The following is an 18,563-nucleotide window of genomic DNA, read 5'->3' as shown; positions in this document are numbered from 1 at the left end:
GCGGCCCCCTCCCCGAGGCCCCCCACCCAAGGGATTGTCCGATGAACCTGGTCGAACTGACCGAAACGCCCCTCGCGGCCCTGCCGCTCGGCGCGCTCCGCGAGCACCTGCGCCTGTCGTCCGGCTTCGGCGACGACGGGGTGCGCGACGCGCTGCTCGCCGGGTTTCTCCGCGCCGCCGCCGCGGCGGTGGAGGCCCGGACGGCCAAGGCGCTGCTCGCCCGCGACTTCGCGCTCACCCTCTCCGCCTGGTCCACCCCCGAGGCCCAGCCCCTCCCGCTCGCCCCCGTCACCGCCGTCCACGCCGTCACCGTGACCGCCGCCGACGGGGCCGAGGCGCCGCTCCCCGCCGCCCTCTGGGCGCTGCGCCCGGACGCCCAGCGCCCGGCCCTGGTCGGCCGCGCCGGCGCGCTGCCCCCGATCCCTCCCGGCGGGGGCGTCCGCATCGCCTTCCGCGCCGGCCTCGCCGAGGCCTGGGGCGGGCTTCCCCCCGACCTCGCCCACGCCGTCCTGATGCTCGCCGCCCATTACCACGACTGGCGCGAGGACACGGGCCTCGCGGCGGGCTGCATGCCCTTCGGCGTCACCGCCCTGATCGAGCGCTTCCGGCCCCTGCGGCTCGGCGCCGGGGGGCCGGCATGAGGCCCTTCCGCCGCCGCCTCGTGCTCGAGGCGCCCGCGCGCCTGCCCGACGGCTCGGGCGGCCACGCGACGCAATGGACCGCGCTCGGCACGCTCTGGGCCGACCTGCGCCCGCTCTCCACCGCCGAGCGCACGGTGCCGGCCGGCGCCGCGGCCACCGCCCGCGCGCGCATCGCCTGCCGCGCCGCGCCGCCCGGCGCGCCCTCGCGCCCGCGGCCCGGCCAGAGGCTGCGCGCCGGCGACGGCCGCGCCTGGCGCATCCTCTCGGTCGCCGAGGGGGACGCGCTCGGCCGCACCCTGACCCTTGAGGCCGAGGAGGAGGCCCGGCCATGACCTTTGCCCTCTCCCACGCGCTCCAGCAGGCGGTGTTCGCACGCCTCTCGGCCGACCCCGCCCTCGCCGCGCTCGTGGGCCCGCACCTCTACGACGCGCTGCCCCCCGGGCCCCCGCCCGCCCTCTATGTCGCGCTCGGTCCCGAGGAGGCGCGCGACCGCTCGGACGCCACCCTCCGGGGGGCCGAGCACGACTTCCTCGTCTCCGTGGTCTCCACGGCCGAAGGCTTCGCCCAGGCCAAGGCCGCGGCCGCGCTCGTCTGCGACGCGCTTCTGGGCGCGCCCCCCGCGCTCGGGCGCGGCCGCTGCGCCTTTCTCGCCTTCCGCCGCGCCACGGCCCAGCGCCGCGGTCCCGGTGGCGAGCGGCGCGAGATCGCGCTCACCTTCCGCGCCCGCCTCGAGGACGCGCCCCCCCCACCCAGCCAGGAGTGACCCCCATGCCCGCCCAAGCCGGCAAGGACCTTCTCATCAAGATCGACATGACCGGAGACGGCCTGTTCGAGACCGTCGCGGGCCTGCGCGCCACGCGCCTGTCCTTCAACGCCGAGCCCGTAGACACCACCGCGCTCGACAGCCCCGGCGGCTGGCGCGAACTCCTGCCCGGCGCGGGCCTGCGCTCGGCCGCCGTCTCGGGCTCGGGCGTGTTCCGCGACGCCGCCTCCGACGAGCGGATGCGCGCGCTGTTCTTCGCAGGCGCTATGCCCGCCTTCCAGGTGGTGATCCCGGACTTCGGCACCCTCGAGGGGCCGTTCCAGATCGGCTCGCTCGAATATGCCGGCACCCATGACGGAGAGGCCACCTTCGAGGTCTCGCTCGCCTCCGCGGGCGCGCTCGCCTTCGTGCCCCACGACGCCGCGCCCCCCGCGCCGCCCGTCCCGCCCGAGGTGCCGTGATGGCCAATCCCCATGCCGGAGAGGTGGAGGTCGTCATCGACGGCATCCCCCGCACCGCCCGCCTCACCCTGGGCGCGCTGGCCGAGCTCGAGGCCCGCCTCGGCGCCGACAGCCTGCCCGCGCTCGCCGCCCGGCTCGAGGGGGGGCGGTCTCGGCCCGCGACGTGCTCGCGCTTCTGGTCGCGGGCCTTCGGGGCGGCGGCTGGCCCGTGACCGAGGCCGACCTGCTCTCGGCCCGGATCGCCGGCGGCCCCCTCGCTGCCGCCCGCGCCGCCGCGCTGCTGCTCGCCCGCGCCTTCGGCGCCGAGGAGGGGCCGGCATGACCCCCGCGCCCCGCTCCGTGCCCTCCCTCGACTGGCCCGCCATGCTGCGCGCGGGGCTGGGCGGGCTCGGCCTGCGCCCGGCCGAGTTCTGGGCGCTGACCCCGCACGAGCTCGCGCTGATGCTGGGCCTCGACCGCGCGCCCGCCCCCCTCGGGCGCGACCGCCTCCGCGCGCTGATGGCGCGCTTCCCCGACCGGCCCGCCCCGCGCGCCCCATCCGAAAGGCCCCTGCCGTGACCAGCCCCGACCTCCAGGACCTCGACGCCTCCCTCGCCGAGGGCGGCCGCCTCGCCGCCGCCTTCGCGGCCGAGCTGGGGCGCCTCTCCTCTGGCCTCGACGCCGCCTCGCGCGAGACGGGGCGCCTGGAGCGCGGCCTCTCGGGCGGCCTGCGCCGCGCCATCGACGGGCTCATCTTCGACGGCGACAGGCTCGGCGACGCGCTGCGCAAGGTCGGCCGTTCGGTCGCCGACACGGTCTATGCCGCGGCCCTCAGGCCCGTGACCGACCGCCTGGGCGGCGCGCTGGCCCAAGGGATCGGCGCCGCGCTCACCCCCTTCGCCAAGGGCGGCGCCTTCACGGGGGGCCGCGTGATGCCCTTCGCGCGCGGCGGCGTTGTTTCCGGCCCCACCGCCTTTCCCCTGCGCGGCGCCACCGGCCTGATGGGCGAGGCCGGCCCCGAGGCGATCATGCCCCTCCAGCGCGGCCCCGACGGCCGCCTCGGCGTGCGCGCCGAGGGGGGCGGCCGCCCCGTCCGGGTCACGATCCACGTCTCCACCCCGGACGTGTCCGGCTTCCAGCGCTCCCAGGGGCAGATCGCGGCGGAGCTTGCCCGCGTCCTCGCCCGCGCCGCCCGCCACCGCTGAGGGACCCCGCCATGGCCTTCCACGACCTCCGCTTCCCCCCCTCGCTGTCCTTCGGCGCCCTCGGCGGGCCCGAGCGGCGGGTGGAGATCGTCGCCCTCGCCTCCGGCCACGAGGAGCGCAACGCCCCCTGGGCGCATGGCCGCCGCCGCTGGGATGCGGGCCTGGGCCTGCGCTCGCTCGACGACCTCCACACCGTGGTCGCCTTCTTCGAGGCGCGCGGCGGCGCGCTCCACGCCTTCCGCTGGAAGGACTGGGCCGACCACAAGTCCTGCGCCCCCTCCGCCACCCCCGGCCCGCTCGACCAGGAGATCGGCACGGGCGACGGCACGACCACGACCTTCCCGCTGCGCAAGGCCTACCGCTCGGGCCCCCACACCTACTGGCGCCCGATCACCCGCCCCGTCCCCGGCACGGTCCGCGTCGCCGTCGGCGCCACCGAAACGGACGAGGGGTCCGACTGGACCCTCGAGGCCGCGACCGGCGCGATCCGCTTCGCCCGCCCCCCCGAATCCGGCGCCGCGATCACCGCGGGCTACGAGTTCGACGTCCCCGTCCGCTTCGACACCGACGCGATCCGCGTCCAGCTCTCCGCCTTCGGCGCGGGCGAGGTTCCCTCCATCCCCGTCATCGAGGTGCGCGAATGAGCCTCGCCGCCCATCTCGCCTCCGGCGCGACGACCCTCTGCCGGTGCTGGGCCGTCACCCGGCGCGACGGCGTCGTGCTGGGCTTCACCGACCACGACCGCCCGCTCTCCTTCGCGGGCATCGACTTCCGCCCCGAGACGGGCCTCTCGGCCCGCGCGCTCGTCAGCGGCACGGGGCTTGCGGTGGACAATGCCGAGGCCGCGGGCACGCTCTCCTCCGACGGCATCGCCGAGGCCGACATCGAGGCGGGCCTCTTCGACGGCGCCGAGCTGCGCCAGTGGATCGTCAACTGGGCCGCCCCCGCCCAGCGCCGCCTGCGCTTCCGCGGCCATCTGGGCGAGATCCGGCGCGAGGGCGCGGCCTTCCACGCCGAACTGCGCGGCCTGTCCGAGGGGCTGAACCGCCCCCTGGGCCGCCTCTACGAGCGGACCTGCCCCGCGGCCCTGGGCGACGCGGCCTGCGGCTTCGACCTCGGCCGCCCCGGCTACACCGCCGAGGCCGAGGCCCCCCGCGGCACCGAGGGCGGGGCCTTCCGCCTCTCCGGCCTCGGCGCCTTCGCCCCCCGGTGGTTCGAGCGCGGCCGCCTCCTTGTCCTGTCGGGCCCCGCGCGGGGCCTCTCGGGGACGATCAAGCACGACCGGATCGAGGGCGAGACCCGCACGCTCGAGCTCTGGGCCCCGCTCGCCCGCGCCCCCCGCCCCGGCGACCGCCTCCGGCTCGAGCCCGGCTGCGACAAGCGCGCCGAGACCTGCCGGCTCAAGTTCGCCAACATCGCCAACTTCCGCGGCTTTCCCTTCATCCCTGGCGACGACTGGCTCCTCGCCGCCCCCGCCCGCGGCCCCGCCCCGGAGACCACGCCATGACGACCGACCCCCCCGTCGTCGCCGCCGCCCGCGCCTGGATCGGCACGCCCTACCTCCACGGCGCCAGCCGCCGGGGCGCGGGCTGCGACTGCCTCGGCCTCGTGCGCGGCCTCTGGCGCGAGATCCACGGCCCCGAGCCCGTGCCGGTTCCTCCCTACACCCCCGACTGGTCCGAGCCCCAGGGCGAGGAGCGCCTGTGGGAGGCCTGCGCGCGCCTGCTGCCGCCGGGCCGGGGCGGGGTGGGGGACCTGCTCCTGTTCCGCATCCGCCCCGGCGCGGTGGCCAAGCATCTGGGCCTCCAGTCCCGCGCCGGCGACGTGCCCGCCTTTATCCACGCCCATAGCGGGGCCGGCGTCGTCGAGAGCCCCCTTTCCGCCCCCTGGGCCGCGCGCATCGTGGCCCGCTTCGACCTCCAGCACGGGAGTGCCCCCGCATGGCGACCCTGATCCTCGGCGCGGCCGGCGCGGCCATCGGCGGCGCGGCCGGCGGCTCCGTCCTCGGCCTTTCGGGCACCGCCATCGGCCGCGCCACCGGCGCCGTCCTCGGCCGCGCCCTCGACGAGCGCCTGCTCGGATCGGGCTCCGCCCCGGTCGAGACGGGCCGCATCGACCGCCTCCGCCTGACCGGCGCAGCCGAGGGCGCCCCCGTCGCGCGCATCCACGGCGCCGTGCGCCTCGGCGGACAGGTCATCTGGGCCTCCCCCCTGCGCGAGACGGCGACCACCACCCGCCGCGGCGGCAAGGGCGCCCCCCGTGCCGCGACCACCGAGTACGGCTATTCCGTCAGCCTCGCCATCGCGCTCTGCGAGGGCGAGGTCACGGGGCTCGGCCGCATCTGGGCCGACGGCGCCGAGATCGCGCCCGATTCGCTCACCCTGTCGCTCTACCGCGGCACCGAGGACCAGCTTCCCGACCCCCGCATCGAGGCCGAGGAGGGCGCGGGCCGCGTCCCCGCCTTTCGCGGCATCGCCTATCTGGTGATCGAGGATCTCGACCTCGCCCCCTTCGGCAACCGCATCCCCCAGTTCGCCTTCGAGGTGTTCCGCCCCGGCCCGCGCCGCTCCGACGCGGAGGCCGAGGACCTCTCGCAGCTGCTGCGCGCGGTCTGCCTGATCCCCGGCACGGGCGAGTATTCCCTCGCCACCCGCCCCGTCCATCTCGACCGCGGCTTCGGCGAGGCCGAGGCGGCCAACGTCAACTCCGCTTCGGGCCGCGCCGACCTTCTCGTGTCGCTCGACCGCCTCGCGGCCGAGCTGCCGCGCGTGCGCTCGGTCTCGCTCGTCGTGTGCTGGTTCGGCGACGACCTGCGCGCGGGCCAGTGCCGCCTGCGCCCCAAGGTCGAGCAGACCGACACCGACGCCCCCGACATGCCCTGGCGCGTCTCGGGCCTCCCCCGCGCCTCGGCCCTGGCCGTGCCGCAGGCCGACGGCCGCCCCGTCTATGGCGGCACCCCCGCCGACGCCTCCGTGATCGAGGCGATCCGGGAGCTGCGCGCCCGCGGCCAGAAGGTGATGTTCTACTCCTTCATCCTCATGGAGCAGATGCCCGGCAACGCGCTGCCGGACCCCTACACGGGCGCGACCGGCCAGCCCGTCCTGCCCTGGCGCGGCCGCATCACCCTCTCGGCCGCGCCCGGCCGCCCCGGCTCTCCCGACGGCACCGCCGCCGCCGAGGCCGAGGTCGCGGCCTTCTTCGGCGCCGCCCGGCCGGGCGACTTCCGCCGCACCCCCGACGGCGTCCTCTACGAGGGCCCCGAGGAATGGTCCTTCCGCCGCATGATCCTGCACTACGCCCATCTCTGCGCCGAGGCCGGGGGCGTGGACGCCTTCTGCATCGGCACCGAGATGCGCGGCCTCACCACGATCCGCGGCGCCGCGGGCTATCCGGCCGTGGACCGGCTGCGCACCCTCGCCGCCGAGGTGCGCGCCATCCTGCCGGGCGCCAGGATCACCTATGCCGCCGACTGGAGCGAGTATCACGGCCACCAGCCGCCGGGGACCCAGGACAAGGTGTTCCACCTCGACCCGCTCTGGGCCGACCCCGCGATCGACATGATCGGCATCGACAACTACCTGCCCCTGTCGGACTGGCGCGACGGCGAGGACCATGCCGACGCCCGCTGGGGCGCGATCCACGACCTCGGCTATCTTCAGTCCAACGTCGCGGGTGGCGAGTACCACGACTGGTTCTACCACTCCGACGAGGCGCGCGAGGCCCAGATCCGCACCCCCATCACCGACGGGCTGGGCGAGCCCTGGATCTGGCGCATCAAGGACATCCGCTCCTGGTGGGAACGGCCCCACCACGACCGCGTGGGCGGCGTCCGCTCGCCCCAGCCCACCGCGTGGGTGCCGCGCTCCAAGCCCATCTGGTTCACCGAGATCGGCTGCGCCGCCATCGACAAGGGCACCAACGAGCCCAACAAGTTCCTGGACCCCAAATCCTCCGAATCGGTCCTGCCGCGCGCCTCCTCGGGCCTGCGCGACGACCTGATCCCGATCCAGTACTACCGCGCGCTCTTTCGCCACTTCGCCGACCCCGAGGCCAACCCCGTCTCGCCGCTCTATGGCGGGCGCATGGTGGACATGGACCGCGCCCATGCCTGGGCCTGGGACGCGCGCCCCTGGCCGCGCTTCCCGCTCGATCGCGACCTGTGGTCGGACGGCGACAACTACGCCCGCGGCCACTGGCTCAACGGCCGCGCCACCGCCCGCCCCCTCGCCTGCGTCGTCGAGGAGGTCTGCCGCGAGGCGGGCGTCACCGCGCTCGACACGGCGCGGCTCCACGGCGTCGTGCGGGGGATGGCCACCGACGGCCCCGCCACCGCGCGCGAGACGCTCCAGCCCCTGATGCTCGCCCACGGCTTCGACGCGGCCGAGCGCGACGGCCGCCTCGTCTTCGCCTCGCGCCGCGCCACCGGCGCGATCGCGCTCGACGCCGCGCGCCTCGCCCTGCCGCCCGGCGAGGAGACGGCCCTGCGCCGCCTCCGCGCGCCGGAGGCCGAGGCGGCGGGCCAGGTCTCCGTGGGCTTTCTCGAGGCGGGGGGCGACTATGCCGCGGCCTCGGCGGGCGCGCGGCTGCCCGACGACCCGCGCCCCGCCCTTTCGCGCCACGACCTGCCCCTCGTGCTCCTGCGCGAGGAGGCGCGCGGCCTGGCCGAGCGCTGGCTGGCCGAGGCGCGGCTCGGCCGCGAGACGGCGCGCTTCGCGCTGCCCCCCTCCATGGGCCATGTCGGCCCCGGCGACACCGTGCGCCTCGACGGCGCGCTCTGGCGCGTGGACCGGCTCGAGGATCGCGGCCTCCTCCTGCTCGAGGCCCAGCGCGTCGAGCCCGAGAGCTACCGCCCCTTTGCGGGCGAGGCCGACCCGGCCTCCCGGCCCCAGATCGTCCCCGCCCTGCCGGTCGAGGCGGTGTTCCTGGACCTGCCGCTCCTGCGCGGCGACGAGGCGCCGCACGCCCCCCACGTGGCCTTTGCCGCCCGCCGCTGGCACGGCCTCGTCACCCTGCTCCAGTCCGAAGACGACAGCGACTACGCCCCCGCGCTTTCCCAGCGCAGGCCCGCCGTCGCGGGCACCACGCTCACGCCCCTCGCCGCGGCCCGCCCCGGCCTGTGGGACCTCGGCCCCGCGCTCCGGGTGCGGCTCGCCTCCGGCGCGCTTGCCTCCGCCTCGCTGCGCCGGGTGCTCGGGGGCGCGAACGCCGCCGCCATCGGCGACGGTCAGACCGACCTGTGGGAGGTGTTCCAGTTCGCCGAGGCCGAGCTGGTCGCCCCCCGGACCTGGGACCTCCGCCTGCGCCTGCGCGGGCAGGCTGGCACGGACGGGGTGATGCCGCGGGACTGGCCCGCAGGCTCGCGCTTCGTGCTGCTCGACGGGGCGGTGGGGCAGTGGGCCTTTCCGCCCGCCTGGCGGGGCCGGCCGCGGCACTACCGCTGGGGCCCGGCCTCGCGCCCGCCCTCCGACCCCGCCTGGCGCCACCGCGAGGTGGCCTTCCGCGGCGTGGGCCTGCGCCCCTATGCCGTCTGCCACCTGCGCACCCGGCGCGGCCCCGGCGGCCTCGCGGTCTCCTGGACGCGCCGTACCCGCATCGAGGGCGACCGCTGGTCCCCGCCCGAGGTGCCGCTTGGCGAGGAGCGCGAGGCCTATCTGGTGCGCCTGACCCGCAACGGCCGCCCCCTGCGCGAGGTCGAGGTGACCGAGCCGCGCTGGACCTGGACCCCCGCGATGCAGGCGCAGGACGGCCCGGCCGTGCTCTCGGTCGCCCAGATCTCCGACCGCTGGGGCCCCGGCCCCTTCCGCTCGATCGAGGTGGCGCCGTGACCCTCCCCCTTTCGACATGGGCCCGGATGCCCTATGTCCCGGGGGGCAGACCCGTCACGGAGGACGGCCCCCATGGCCAACCCGGCCCTTCAGATCGCCGAACTGGACCCCGTCTGGTCGCGCATCCGCCACGAGGCGGAGGCGGCCCACCGCGCCGAGCCGCTTCTGGGCGGGATGATCCATTCGAGCGTGCTCCACCACCCCAGCTTCGAGCGCGCGCTCGCCTTCCGCATCGCCATGAAGCTCGCCTCCGAGGAGATGGGCGCCCAGATCCTGCGCGAGATCGTGGACGAGGCCATGGCCGAGGAGCCGGCGATCGCCGCGGCCGCACGGGCGGATATCGTGGCCATCCACGACCGCGACCCGGCCTGCCATACCTTCCTGCAGCCCCTTCTCTACTTCAAGGGCTTCCAGGCGGTGCAGGCCTACCGCGTCGGGCACGTCCTGTGGACGCGCGGCCGCTCGCACATGGCGTGGTTCTTCCAGATGCGCGTGTCCGAGGTGTTCGGCGTGGACATCCACCCGGCCGCGCGGCTGGGGCAGGGGATCATGATCGACCATGCCCATTCCATCGTCATCGGCGAGACGGCCGTGGTCGGCGACAACGTCTCCATGCTCCACTCGGTCACGCTGGGGGGCACGGGCAAGGAGGACGGCGACCGCCACCCCAAGATCGGGGACGGTGTGCTGATCGGCGCGGGCGCCAAGGTGCTGGGCAACATCCGCGTGGGCCGCTGCTCGCGCATCGCGGCGGGATCGGTGGTCCTCCACGACGTGCCGCCCTGCAAGACGGTGGCGGGCGTGCCCGCCCGCATCGTGGGCGAGGCGGGCTGCGACCAGCCGGCCGTCAGCATGGATCACGTGGTGCCGGGGGAGTAACTAGAAGCCCATCTAAGTGCGGCGAACGAACGCGGTCGCCATTACTACTCTTGAGACTTATCCCAGCCAGCAAAACCGGGGGTCACCCAACGAGGTTGCTGGCCCCTGCCTTCCTCTGGATTCGGCACTTCCAAATCCCGCTGTGCGAAGAGCTTCCAAGTAAGGTATTCATCGGCAGCGGTGACAGCATCCAAATCGGCGGGAATGAGGTAAGATGCCTTGATGGCATCACACATTTCATTCTTCACGCCCAAGCCGCTATATTCATGGCGACGCTGATCGCGATAGGCATCCTGTGCGGCCATATTAATACCATTTGCAAGATAGGTAGACTGGACGATCCAGAGAAAATCACTTCTCTTGCTCGCGTCTGCTTTCCTCATTATGTGGACCTCCTATGCCAGCATCCCCATCGGGTTCTCGAGGTTCGCCTTGATCGCCTCGAGCAGCTCCGCCCCCAGCGCCCCGTCGATGACCCGGTGATCGACCGAGAGCGTGACGGTCATCACCGTCGCGGCCTCGATCTCGCCCCCTTCGCCCACGACCGGACGCTTCACGCCTGCGCCCACGGCCAGGATCGCCCCGTGCGGCGGGTTGATCACCGCGTCGAAGCTGTCGATCCCGTACATCCCGAGGTTGGAGATCGCGAAGCTCCCGCCTTGGTATTCGTGCGGGGCCAGCTTCCTGTTCCGCGCCCGCGCGGCGAGGTCCTTCATCTCGACCGAGAGCCGCGACAGCGACTTCGCCTCCGCGTCCTTGAGCACGGGGGTGAACAGCCCGCCCTCCACCGCGACGGCCACCGCCACGTCCGACGCCTTCATCCGCAGGATGCGGTCGCCCGCCCAGACCGCGTTGGCCGCCGGCACCTGCTGAAGCGCCAGCGCGCAGGCCTTGATGACGAAGTCGTTGACCGAGAGTTTGACCCCGCGCGGCTCCAGCGCCGCGTTGAGCTGCGCGCGGAACGCCAGCAGCGCGTCGAGCCGGATGTCGCGGCGCAGGTAGAAGTGCGGAATGGTCTGCTTGGCCTCGGTCAGCCGCTGGGCGACGACCCGGCGCATCCCGTCCAGCCTGACCTCCTCGAAGGGGCGGCCCTCGTAGAGCCGCATCACCGCCTCGGCCGAGGGCCCGGCGGCGGGGGCGGAGGCGGGCTGAGCGGGCGCAGGGGGCGCGGCCGCCGCTGCGGGGGCCTCGGCTGCGCACCGCGGCGCCGCCTCGGCCTTCTCGACATCGGCCTTGACGATCCGCCCGTTGGGCCCGCTGCCCCGGATCGCCGACAGGTCGAGGCCCCGTTCGGCCGCGATCCGCCGTGCGAGCGGCGAGGCGAAGATCCGCCCGCCGGCCTTGCCCCCGGTGCCGGCATCTGCCGCAGGCCCTGCGGCGGCCCTGTCCACGAGGCCGCCCGCCTTCGCATCCGACCGCTCCGGCACCGGCCCGAGCGAGGATCCGGCGACGGCCCCGTTCGCCCCCTTCTGCGGCGGAGCCTCCGCCTTGGCTGGGGCGGCCTTCGGGGTTGCCCCGGCGGGATCGGCGGCGCTGTCGGCCGCGTCGGCGCTTTCGCCCTCGGCCAGCAGCACGGCGATGGGCGTGTTGACCTTCACACCCTCGGTGCCCTCGGGCACCAGGATGCGCCCCAGCACGCCCTCGTCCACCGCCTCGAACTCCATCGTGGCCTTGTCGGTCTCGATCTCGGCCAGCACGTCGCCCGACCGCACCGCCTCCCCCTCCTTCTTGAGCCAGCGCGCCAGCGTGCCCTCCTCCATCGTCGGCGACAGGGCAGGCATCAGGATCTCGGTGGGCATGCTCGGCTGTTCCCTGGTCTGGTGCGGTCAGGCGACGATGTCGGTCCAGAGCTCCGAAACGTCGGGCTCGGGGCTCTGCTGGCTGAACTCGGCGGCATCGTTGACGATGTCGCGGATCTCCCTGTCGATCGCCTTGAGGTCGTCCTCCACCGCGTGGCCGCCGTCCAGCAGCAGCGACCGGACCTGCTCGATCGGGTCGCGCTCCTCCCGCATCTTCTGGACCTCCTCGCGCGTGCGGTACTTGGCAGGGTCCGACATGGAATGGCCGCGATAGCGGTAGGTCTTGACCTCGAGGATGTAGGGTCCCGCGCCCGAGCGGCAGTGCGCCACCGCCTTCTCGCCCGCCTCGCGGACCTTGAGGACGTCCATCCCGTCCACCTCCTCGCCGGGAATGCCGAAGGCGGCACCCCGCTCCCAGAACGACGGCGACCGGGTCGATCGCTGGACCGAGGTGCCCATCGCATACTGGTTGTTCTCGATCACGAAGATCACGGGCAGCTTCCACAGCATCGCCATGTTGTAGGTCTCGTAGACCTGGCCCTGGTTGGCGGCGCCGTCGCCGAAGTAGGTGAAGGTGACGCGGTCGCGCCCCATGTACTGGTCCGCCAGCGCGAGTCCCGCCCCGATCGGCACCTGCGCCCCCACGATCCCGTGGCCGCCGTAGAAGTGCTTCTCGCGGCTGAACATGTGCATCGAGCCGCCCTTGCCCTTGGAATAGCCCCCCGCGCGGCCCGTCAGCTCCGCCATGACGCCGCGCGGGTCCATCCCGCAGGCCAGCATGTGCCCGTGATCGCGGTAGGAGGTGATGCGCTTGTCGCCCTCCTCGGCCGCGGCCTCCAGCCCCACGACCACCGCCTCCTGCCCGATATAGAGGTGGCAGAAGCCCCCGATCAGCCCCATGCCGTAGAGCTGTCCGGCCTTCTCCTCGAACCGCCGGATGAGCAGCATCTCGCGGTAGAACTTCAGCAATTCGTCGCGCGAGACGTTGGGGAGGACGGGACGATCCTCTGCGGCGGCGGCTTGCGCAGTGGCCATGGCGATCCTCCCTCGAAACAACCCCTCGGCCGTGACTTAGCGGAGGGGTCGGGGCTTGGCGAGGGGGGCGTCACGCCGCATTGCGGCGAGACTGGCCGCCTTTCAGCGGATCACGATCTCGTCCGCGCGGATCACGCCGAGCACGTCGCGGGCCTGCTGATCGAGCAGGTCGAGGTCGAGGTAGCGGTCCGACAGGCGCCGGGTCAGGTTCTCCATGCGCTCGATCTCGCCCTGCAGATCGGCCAGACGCAGGCGGAGCTGCAGGGTTTCCGCCTGGATCTCGGCTCGCCGGAAGACGCCGTAATCGCCCTGCACGGCCGCAAAGGCGAAGTAGAGCCCGATCAGGACCATTCCGCCCGCAAACAGGAGATAGCCGAGCGGCGCGCGCGTGCTGCGGATCATGCGGTCCTCACTGCCCCGGCGCCTCTGCGGGCGCGTGGGGGGAACCCTCGCACGGCGCAGCCCCCCTGCCAAGCCGCACCGTGTCCCGGACGCCGCACGCTGCGGCGCCGCGGTCACGCTCCGCTCGGCACCGGGGCCGGCTCAGCCCTGATAGATCGACACCAGCTCGTCCAGCAGGCGCACGGCCTCGCCCCGGGGACGCTGGAACACGTTGCGCCCGATGATCGAGCCGTTGCCTCCGCCGGCCCGGATGTCGCGAGCATCCTGAAGGACCGAGTCCTCGCCCTTGGCGGCGCCGCCGGAAAAGACGACGAGGCGACGGCCGCCCAGACAGGCCTGCACGATGTGGCGCACCCGATCGGCCTGCTCGGCCACGGGGATCTTCTCCTTGTCATAGACCTTCTTGGCCTCGGCCTGCGCGACATGGGCGGTGGGCAGCTTGACCTTGATGATGTGGGCGCCGAGGAGCGCCGCGATATGGGCGGCATAGGCGGTGACGTCCACGGCCGTCTCGCCGTCCTTGTCGAGCTCCTCGCCGCGCGGATAGGACCAGATCACCGTGGCCACGCCCTTGGCCGCGGCCTCCTTGCGCATCTCGGCGATGTCCTCGAACATCTCGAGCGACCGCGACGAGCCCGGATAGATCGTGAAGCCGATCGCCGCGCAGCCCAGCCGCAGCGCATCGTCCACCGTCGCGGTGATCGCCTGGGTCTTGGGCCCGGCGGGCATCAGGGAGTTGGACGAGTTGACCTTGAGGATCAGCGGCACCTGCCCGGCAAACGTGTCGGCGCCCGCCTCGAGCGGGCCCAGCGGGGCGGCATAGGCCGACAGCCCCGCATCGATCGCCAGACGGTAGTGGTAGTGCGGATCGTAGGCGTCGGGATTGACGGCGAAGCTGCGCGCCGGTCCGTGCTCGAAGCCCTGATCGACCGGCAGGATGACCATGCGGCCCGTCCCTGCAAGTCGCCCCTGCATCAGCATCCGCACCAGATTGGCCTTCACGCCGGGCGTCTCGCCCTCGTAGTTCCTCAGGATGGCCTGCACGGCGGGCGTGGTCATGGGGTTCCTCCTGTAGCCGCTCGGTCCAGCGTTAGGACGGGGCGACGGCCGGGGCAAGGCGCCGGCAGCGGTAACGGCCCGGCCTCAGCCGAGCGCGGCGACCCCCGGCAGCACCTTGCCTTCCATCCATTCCAGAAAGGCGCCCCCGGCCGTGGAGACATAGGTGAAGTCGCCCGCGACACCCACCTCGTTCAGGGCGGCGACCGTGTCGCCGCCGCCGGCAACAGAGACGAGCGCGCCCTTGCGCGTCAGTTCCGCCGCCTTGAGCGCGAGAGCATGGGTCCCGGCGTCGAAGGGCTTGGTCTCGAAGGCGCCGACCGGCCCGTTCCAGATCAGCGTGCGGCAGCGGTGCAGCACGGTGTCGATCGTGCTGACCGTCTGCGGGCCGATGTCGAGGATCATCTGGTCGGGCGGACAATCGTGCGCCGCATGGATCTGCTCGGGCTCGCCAGGGCGCAGGGCGCGCGCGGTCACCACGTCGCGGGGCAGAACGATCTCGCATCCCGCCTCCTCGGCGCGGCGCAGGATGGCCCGCGCGGTGTCGGCGAGATCCGGCTCGTGGAGCGACCGGCCCACCTGCGCCCCCTGGGCGTGCAGGAACGTGTTGGCCATGCCGCCGCCGATGACGAGATGCTGGACCCGGCCCACCAGGTTCATGAGCAGGTCGATCTTGGTGGACACCTTAGAGCCGCCGACGATCGCGACCACGGGCCGCTCGGGGTTGCCCAGCGCGCGGTCGAGCGCGGAGAGCTCCTCGGCCATCAGCAGGCCCGCGCAGGCGGGCAGGCGGTGCGCCAGCCCCTCGGTCGAGGCATGGGCGCGGTGCGCGGCCGAGAAGGCGTCGTTGCAATAGACATCCCCCAGCCGTGCCAGAGCGTCCGCGAAGGCCGGGTCGTTCGCCTCCTCGCCGGCATGGAAGCGGGTGTTCTCGAGGAGCAGCACGTCACCGGGCTGCATGGCGGCGACCGCGGCTTCGGCTTCGGGGCCGACGCAGTCGGGGGCGAAGGCGACGGGCCGGCCCAGCGCCTCCTCCAGCGCCGGGACCACCTGGCGCAGCGACTGCGCCTCGTCCCGGCGGCCCTTGGGGCGGCCGAAATGCGCGAGCAGGACGGGCTTGCCCCCGGCCTCGAGGATGGCGCGGATGGTCGGCACGACGCGCTCGATCCGGGTGGTGTCGGTGACGCGACCCCCCTCCACCGGCACGTTGAGGTCCACCCGCGTGAGCACGCGGCGGCCGTCAAGGTCCATGTCGCTCAGCGTTCGCGGGGCCATCGGCGCCTCCCTGTCCATGCCGCGGCAAGAGGTGGCCTGTCCGGGCCGTCCGGTCAACGGCGGGATTGGCTTCGCCGTCACGCGTGCCTAGATCGGGGCGCACGCCTGATTGCGAGGGAAGGACAGCCGATGGCCGCGATGCGGGACCCCGAGAACACGATCCTCATGGAGCTCAAGGACGGCACCGTGACGATCGAGCTGCTGCCCGACGTGGCCCCCCGGCACGTCGCCCGGATGAAGGAGCTGGCGCGTGCCGGCGCCTACGACAACGTGGCCTTTCACCGGGTCATCGACGGCTTCATGGCCCAGACCGGCGACGTGGAGCACGCCAACCTCGAGAAGGGATGGAACCCGCGCCGGGCAGGCACGGGCGGCAGCCACCTGCCCGACCTGCCGGCCGAGTTCTCGGACGAGCCGCACGACCGCGGCACTCTGGGTGCGGCGCGGTCCCAGAACCCCGACAGCGCCAACAGCCAGTTCTTCATCAACTTCAAGGACAACCACTTCCTGAACCGGCAATACACGGTCTACGGCCGCGTCGTGTCGGGGATGGAGCATGTGGACCGCATCGCCCGCGGCGAGCCGCCCGCCCAGCCCGACCGGATGATCCGGGTGCGGGTTGCGGCCGACCTCGCCCACGGCGCCACCGACGGCAACGAAGGAGAGTGACACCATGAGAACGCTTGCGATCGTCGCGGCGCTGGCCGCGGCCGGACCGGCCCTGGCGACCGGCCTCGAGATCGACGTGACGGGCGAGGCGAACGGCACCATCGTGATCGACCTGTTCAAGGACGTGGCGCCGCAGCACGTGGCCCGCATCACCGAACTGGCGGCCGAGGGCGCCTATGACGGCGTGGCCTTCCACCGCGTGATCGACGGCTTCATGGCCCAGACGGGCGACGTCCAGTACGGCCGCATCGGCGGAGACCGCTCGCGCGTGGGGATGGGCGGCTCGGACCGGCCCGACCTGCCGGCCGAGTTCTCGGATCTGCCCTTCACCCGCGGCGTGGTGGGGATGGCGCGCAGCCAGTCCCCCGACAGCGCCAACAGCCAGTTCTTCATCATGTTCGCCGATGCTCCGCATCTGAACGGCCAGTACACGGTGGTGGGCGAGGTCGTCTCGGGCCTCGAGGTGCTGGACGCGATCAAGCGGGGCACCGGCAACAACGGCGAAGTCGCGGGCGAACCCGACCGCATGGCGGCCGTCCGCGTCACCGAATAGGGGCGCGCCGTCGCCTCCGTGCCGGGAGCGTCAGCGACGCTCCCGGCTGGCCAACCCCGTTTCGACCAGAAGGCCGCGGTTGCGGGCCTCGTAGTAGTAGCCGCGCCGGTACCAGCCGATGGCCCGGTCCATGTCTCCGTTCGCGACGATCCATGCGCCGCGCAGGTAGCGGCCCCCGTAGGTCAGGTTGGTCACCGGATCGAGAAGTTCCTCGGGCCGGCCGCGGAAGCCCATCGTCCGCGCGGTCTGCGGATGGATCTGCATCAGGCCCAGATAGGGACCGTTGCGCGCCGCCGGATTGTAGCTCGATTCGCTGCGCACCACCCGGTGCATGAGTTCGCGCGGGATTCCCAGCGCGGCGGCCTGCTGGTCCACCAGGGCATGGATGCCGGACCCGCCCGAGGGCGGCTGGCTGCGCGCGAGGACGGGCTCGGGCGCTCGGCCGGCGGCGGCACATCCTGCCAGGGCCCCGGCCATCATCAGGAGGGCGGCGCGCCGCCCCATCATCTTCGCCCCCATCCCGCGCTCCCGCCCTTTCACGTTTGCGTGGGAGTAAGCCCCAAGGCGGTCCCCGGCCGGAAGGGGGGTCGCGTGCCGGGGCAGACCGGATCGGCCAAACTCCGCCGGTCGGGCCCCGGCGCCGGGCCGGGAACCGGCCGCTTTCCTGCGGACAGGGAAGCGTCCGCAGAAATCGGATGCGCGCGGGCGCGGCGCCGGACGATCGAAGAGGAAAGTGAGGCCAGGGGGCGCGTCGCCGGGGAGGACGGGTCGGCGCCCGCCTGGCCTCCAGTCGGCCCGGGAAGGCCCGAGGGAGAACGGGCCGTGCTGGGGTCCGGGCCGTGTCCGGTTCAGATGCTCGCGCAGTCGCGGAACATCATGGCGGCGCCGGACCCGTCGCCGAAGGCCGGGATTCCCGGCGCCCGGGGCATGCGCTGGGTCTGCGCCTGCATCTGCTGGGGAGCGGCGACCGCAGAGGGTTCCTGCCGCTCATCGCGCCCGGCCATGGGGGCGGGCGCAGCGAAGTGCTGCTCCGACATCGCTCTGTCCCTTTGCTGATCCGGCCGGGCTTGCCTGATCCCCGGTCCGGCGTCGTGCTCGTGACTTGTCGCGGCCTCGGAGCGAGAATGCCATAGGGTCGGTCTTCGCGCAGGCCCACGTTCGCGTGAGGTGCGCCGGTGTGGCGTGCCGGGCACATCCGCGCCGGCCGTTGCGCCCCTCCCGAAAGGCTGCAACACAGTCGGCGGGGCTTGCGGCGGAGGGGGCATGACCGGGCGTCTGGCGGGAAAGCGCGTGTTCGTCACGGCGGCCGGGCAGGGGATCGGCCGGGCCTCGGTCCTGGCCATGCTGCGCGAGGGGGCGGCAGTGGTCGCCACCGACATCGATCCCGCCGCGCTGGACTCGCTGCGTGCGGAAGCCGGGTCGGGGGCGGCGCTGGAGACGGCGCGGCTCGATGTCACCGACGGGGCGGCGGTCGCTCGGGCCGCGGCGGGAGATGCGCCGGACGTTCTCGTGAGCTGCGCGGGCTGGGTGGCGCACGGCACGATCCTCGATTGCGACGAGGCGCAATGGGCGCGTTCGGTCGAGATCAACCTGACGGCGACCTTTCGGGTCTGCCGCGCCTTCCTGCCGGGGATGATCGCCCGCGGGGGCGGGTCGATCGTGACGATCGCCTCCGTCGCCTCCTCGGTCATCGCGGCGCCCAACCGCTTTGCCTACGGGGCGACCAAGGCGGGGGTCATCGGGCTCACGCGCTCGATCGCCTGCGACTTCGTGGGGCAGGGCATCCGGGCCAACGCGATCTGCCCCGGCACGGTGGACAGCCCCTCGCTTCAGGAGCGCCTCCGGGCCACGGGGGATTACGAGGCGGCGCGCGCGGCCTTTGTCGCGCGCCAGCCGATCGGGCGGATCGGCCGGGCCGAGGAGGTGGCCGCGCTGGTCGTGCACCTGGCCTCGGACGAATCGGCCTACACGACGGGGGCCGTCCACATCATCGACGGCGGCTGGACCAACATCTGAGGAGG

Annotated in this window: 22 protein-coding genes and 1 pseudogene; 15 read left to right on the top strand and 8 right to left on the bottom strand. The window is 73.7% G+C overall.

Features of this window, described 5'->3' with window-relative positions:
• Positions 1-41 precede the first annotated feature (41 nt).
• From GT358_RS01670 to cysE, 12 genes and pseudogenes are all read left to right on the top strand, one after another.
• Positions 42-641 (top strand): hypothetical protein, encoded by a 600-nt coding sequence (locus tag GT358_RS01670; RefSeq protein WP_166580824.1) that lies wholly within the window; start codon positions 42-44, stop codon positions 639-641.
• On the top strand, positions 638-973 hold the full coding sequence (locus GT358_RS01665; protein ID WP_166580823.1) for a head-tail adaptor protein: 336 nt from the start codon (positions 638-640) through the stop codon (positions 971-973). Before GT358_RS01670 ends, GT358_RS01665 begins: the two co-directional genes overlap by 4 nt.
• Positions 970-1,404, top strand: coding sequence for a DUF3168 domain-containing protein (locus GT358_RS01660; RefSeq protein WP_166580822.1), 435 nt, complete (start codon positions 970-972; stop codon positions 1,402-1,404). Before GT358_RS01665 ends, GT358_RS01660 begins: the two co-directional genes overlap by 4 nt.
• Before the next feature lie 5 nt (positions 1,405-1,409).
• A complete protein-coding gene (locus GT358_RS01655; RefSeq protein WP_166580821.1) occupies positions 1,410-1,865 on the top strand; it encodes a phage major tail protein, TP901-1 family in 456 nt (151 codons plus the stop codon).
• Positions 1,865-2,187 (top strand): annotated as a pseudogene (locus tag GT358_RS01650) (gene transfer agent family protein). Before GT358_RS01655 ends, GT358_RS01650 begins: the two are co-directional and overlap by 1 nt.
• Positions 2,184-2,423 (top strand): rcc01693 family protein, encoded by a 240-nt coding sequence (locus GT358_RS01645; RefSeq protein WP_166580820.1) that lies wholly within the window; start codon positions 2,184-2,186, stop codon positions 2,421-2,423. Before GT358_RS01650 ends, GT358_RS01645 begins: the two are co-directional and overlap by 4 nt.
• Positions 2,420-3,049: a phage tail tape measure protein gene (locus GT358_RS01640; RefSeq protein ID WP_166580819.1), complete on the top strand. Its 630-nt coding sequence runs from the start codon at positions 2,420-2,422 to the stop codon at positions 3,047-3,049. Before GT358_RS01645 ends, GT358_RS01640 begins: the two co-directional genes overlap by 4 nt.
• Before the next feature lie 11 nt (positions 3,050-3,060).
• The gene (locus GT358_RS01635) at positions 3,061-3,693 is read left to right on the top strand and encodes a DUF2460 domain-containing protein (protein WP_166580818.1); all 633 of its coding nucleotides are present in this window, start codon (positions 3,061-3,063) and stop codon (positions 3,691-3,693) included.
• Complete coding sequence (locus GT358_RS01630) at positions 3,690-4,556, top strand: DUF2163 domain-containing protein (RefSeq protein WP_166580817.1); 867 nt, start codon at positions 3,690-3,692, stop codon at positions 4,554-4,556. The genes GT358_RS01635 and GT358_RS01630 overlap by 4 nt, the downstream gene beginning before the upstream one ends.
• Complete coding sequence (locus GT358_RS01625) at positions 4,553-5,002, top strand: peptidase (RefSeq protein WP_166580816.1); 450 nt, start codon at positions 4,553-4,555, stop codon at positions 5,000-5,002. The genes GT358_RS01630 and GT358_RS01625 overlap by 4 nt, the downstream gene beginning before the upstream one ends.
• A complete protein-coding gene (locus GT358_RS01620) occupies positions 4,990-8,874 on the top strand; it encodes a glycoside hydrolase/phage tail family protein (protein ID WP_166580815.1) in 3,885 nt (1,294 codons plus the stop codon). The genes GT358_RS01625 and GT358_RS01620 overlap by 13 nt, the downstream gene beginning before the upstream one ends.
• Before the next feature lie 72 nt (positions 8,875-8,946).
• Positions 8,947-9,753 (top strand): serine O-acetyltransferase, encoded by an 807-nt coding sequence (cysE, locus tag GT358_RS01615; protein WP_166580814.1) that lies wholly within the window; start codon positions 8,947-8,949, stop codon positions 9,751-9,753.
• Between the two features lie 44 nt (positions 9,754-9,797).
• On the opposite strand, the gene GT358_RS01610 is transcribed toward cysE, so the two are convergent.
• The 6 genes from GT358_RS01610 to pgk all read right to left on the bottom strand — a co-directional run bounded on the left by GT358_RS01610 (position 9,798) and on the right by pgk (position 15,320).
• A complete protein-coding gene (locus tag GT358_RS01610; protein ID WP_166580813.1) occupies positions 9,798-10,136 on the bottom strand; it encodes a hypothetical protein in 339 nt (112 codons plus the stop codon).
• A gap of 12 nt (positions 10,137-10,148) precedes the next feature.
• Complete coding sequence (locus GT358_RS01605) at positions 10,149-11,552, bottom strand: pyruvate dehydrogenase complex dihydrolipoamide acetyltransferase (RefSeq protein ID WP_166580812.1); 1,404 nt, start codon at positions 11,550-11,552, stop codon at positions 10,149-10,151.
• A gap of 27 nt (positions 11,553-11,579) precedes the next feature.
• Complete coding sequence (gene pdhA, locus GT358_RS01600) at positions 11,580-12,587, bottom strand: pyruvate dehydrogenase (acetyl-transferring) E1 component subunit alpha (RefSeq protein WP_166580811.1); 1,008 nt, start codon at positions 12,585-12,587, stop codon at positions 11,580-11,582.
• 102 nt (positions 12,588-12,689) lie between these two features.
• Positions 12,690-12,989, bottom strand: coding sequence for a septum formation initiator family protein (locus GT358_RS01595; protein ID WP_166580810.1), 300 nt, complete (start codon positions 12,987-12,989; stop codon positions 12,690-12,692).
• A gap of 141 nt (positions 12,990-13,130) precedes the next feature.
• Complete coding sequence (locus GT358_RS01590; protein WP_166580809.1) at positions 13,131-14,048, bottom strand: class I fructose-bisphosphate aldolase; 918 nt, start codon at positions 14,046-14,048, stop codon at positions 13,131-13,133.
• An 84-nt stretch (positions 14,049-14,132) separates the two neighbouring features.
• Entirely contained in the window at positions 14,133-15,320 is a 1,188-nt protein-coding gene (gene pgk, locus GT358_RS01585; RefSeq protein ID WP_166580808.1) for a phosphoglycerate kinase, read from the bottom strand.
• Positions 15,321-15,449: 129 nt separating this feature from the next.
• On the opposite strand from pgk, the gene GT358_RS01580 reads away from it, so the two are divergent.
• Both GT358_RS01580 and GT358_RS01575 read left to right on the top strand, forming a co-directional pair.
• The gene (locus tag GT358_RS01580) at positions 15,450-15,989 is read left to right on the top strand and encodes a peptidylprolyl isomerase (protein WP_166580807.1); all 540 of its coding nucleotides are present in this window, start codon (positions 15,450-15,452) and stop codon (positions 15,987-15,989) included.
• Positions 15,990-15,993: 4 nt separating this feature from the next.
• A complete protein-coding gene (locus GT358_RS01575) occupies positions 15,994-16,542 on the top strand; it encodes a peptidylprolyl isomerase (RefSeq protein ID WP_166580806.1) in 549 nt (182 codons plus the stop codon).
• Between the two features lie 30 nt (positions 16,543-16,572).
• On the opposite strand, the gene GT358_RS01570 is transcribed toward GT358_RS01575, so the two are convergent.
• Positions 16,573-17,061, bottom strand: coding sequence for a transglycosylase SLT domain-containing protein (locus GT358_RS01570; RefSeq protein ID WP_371416190.1), 489 nt, complete (start codon positions 17,059-17,061; stop codon positions 16,573-16,575).
• Between the two features lie 329 nt (positions 17,062-17,390).
• Positions 17,391-17,579 (bottom strand): hypothetical protein, encoded by a 189-nt coding sequence (locus GT358_RS01565; protein ID WP_166580805.1) that lies wholly within the window; start codon positions 17,577-17,579, stop codon positions 17,391-17,393.
• 226 nt (positions 17,580-17,805) lie between these two features.
• Between GT358_RS01565 and GT358_RS01560 the strand changes: the two genes are divergently transcribed.
• On the top strand, positions 17,806-18,558 hold the full coding sequence (locus GT358_RS01560) for an SDR family oxidoreductase (RefSeq protein WP_166580804.1): 753 nt from the start codon (positions 17,806-17,808) through the stop codon (positions 18,556-18,558).
• Positions 18,559-18,563 lie beyond the last annotated feature (5 nt).

Origin of the sequence: Rubellimicrobium sp. CFH 75288, assembly GCF_009904055.1 — a bacterium.
Lineage (GTDB): Bacteria > Pseudomonadota > Alphaproteobacteria > Rhodobacterales > Rhodobacteraceae > Rubellimicrobium.
Note: the sequence above shows the minus strand (reverse complement) of the source record. Positions and strands in the feature narration are given on the sequence as shown.

Coding starts and splice junctions, on each gene's coding strand:
- GT358_RS01670 (WP_166580824.1), top strand. CDS start 42: ATGAACCTGGTCGAACTGACCGAAACGCCCCTCGCGGCCCTGCCGCTC.
- GT358_RS01665 (WP_166580823.1), top strand. CDS start 638: ATGAGGCCCTTCCGCCGCCGCCTCGTGCTCGAGGCGCCCGCGCGCCTG.
- GT358_RS01660 (WP_166580822.1), top strand. CDS start 970: ATGACCTTTGCCCTCTCCCACGCGCTCCAGCAGGCGGTGTTCGCACGC.
- GT358_RS01655 (WP_166580821.1), top strand. CDS start 1,410: ATGCCCGCCCAAGCCGGCAAGGACCTTCTCATCAAGATCGACATGACC.
- GT358_RS01645 (WP_166580820.1), top strand. CDS start 2,184: ATGACCCCCGCGCCCCGCTCCGTGCCCTCCCTCGACTGGCCCGCCATG.
- GT358_RS01635 (WP_166580818.1), top strand. CDS start 3,061: ATGGCCTTCCACGACCTCCGCTTCCCCCCCTCGCTGTCCTTCGGCGCC.
- GT358_RS01630 (WP_166580817.1), top strand. CDS start 3,690: ATGAGCCTCGCCGCCCATCTCGCCTCCGGCGCGACGACCCTCTGCCGG.
- GT358_RS01625 (WP_166580816.1), top strand. CDS start 4,553: ATGACGACCGACCCCCCCGTCGTCGCCGCCGCCCGCGCCTGGATCGGC.
- GT358_RS01620 (WP_166580815.1), top strand. CDS start 4,990: ATGGCGACCCTGATCCTCGGCGCGGCCGGCGCGGCCATCGGCGGCGCG.
- cysE (WP_166580814.1), top strand. CDS start 8,947: ATGGCCAACCCGGCCCTTCAGATCGCCGAACTGGACCCCGTCTGGTCG.
- GT358_RS01610 (WP_166580813.1), bottom strand. CDS start 10,136: ATGAGGAAAGCAGACGCGAGCAAGAGAAGTGATTTTCTCTGGATCGTC.
- GT358_RS01605 (WP_166580812.1), bottom strand. CDS start 11,552: ATGCCCACCGAGATCCTGATGCCTGCCCTGTCGCCGACGATGGAGGAG.
- pdhA (WP_166580811.1), bottom strand. CDS start 12,587: ATGGCCACTGCGCAAGCCGCCGCCGCAGAGGATCGTCCCGTCCTCCCC.
- GT358_RS01595 (WP_166580810.1), bottom strand. CDS start 12,989: ATGATCCGCAGCACGCGCGCGCCGCTCGGCTATCTCCTGTTTGCGGGC.
- GT358_RS01590 (WP_166580809.1), bottom strand. CDS start 14,048: ATGACCACGCCCGCCGTGCAGGCCATCCTGAGGAACTACGAGGGCGAG.
- pgk (WP_166580808.1), bottom strand. CDS start 15,320: ATGGCCCCGCGAACGCTGAGCGACATGGACCTTGACGGCCGCCGCGTG.
- GT358_RS01580 (WP_166580807.1), top strand. CDS start 15,450: ATGGCCGCGATGCGGGACCCCGAGAACACGATCCTCATGGAGCTCAAG.
- GT358_RS01575 (WP_166580806.1), top strand. CDS start 15,994: ATGAGAACGCTTGCGATCGTCGCGGCGCTGGCCGCGGCCGGACCGGCC.
- GT358_RS01570 (WP_371416190.1), bottom strand. CDS start 17,061: ATGGGGGCGAAGATGATGGGGCGGCGCGCCGCCCTCCTGATGATGGCC.
- GT358_RS01565 (WP_166580805.1), bottom strand. CDS start 17,579: ATGTCGGAGCAGCACTTCGCTGCGCCCGCCCCCATGGCCGGGCGCGAT.
- GT358_RS01560 (WP_166580804.1), top strand. CDS start 17,806: ATGACCGGGCGTCTGGCGGGAAAGCGCGTGTTCGTCACGGCGGCCGGG.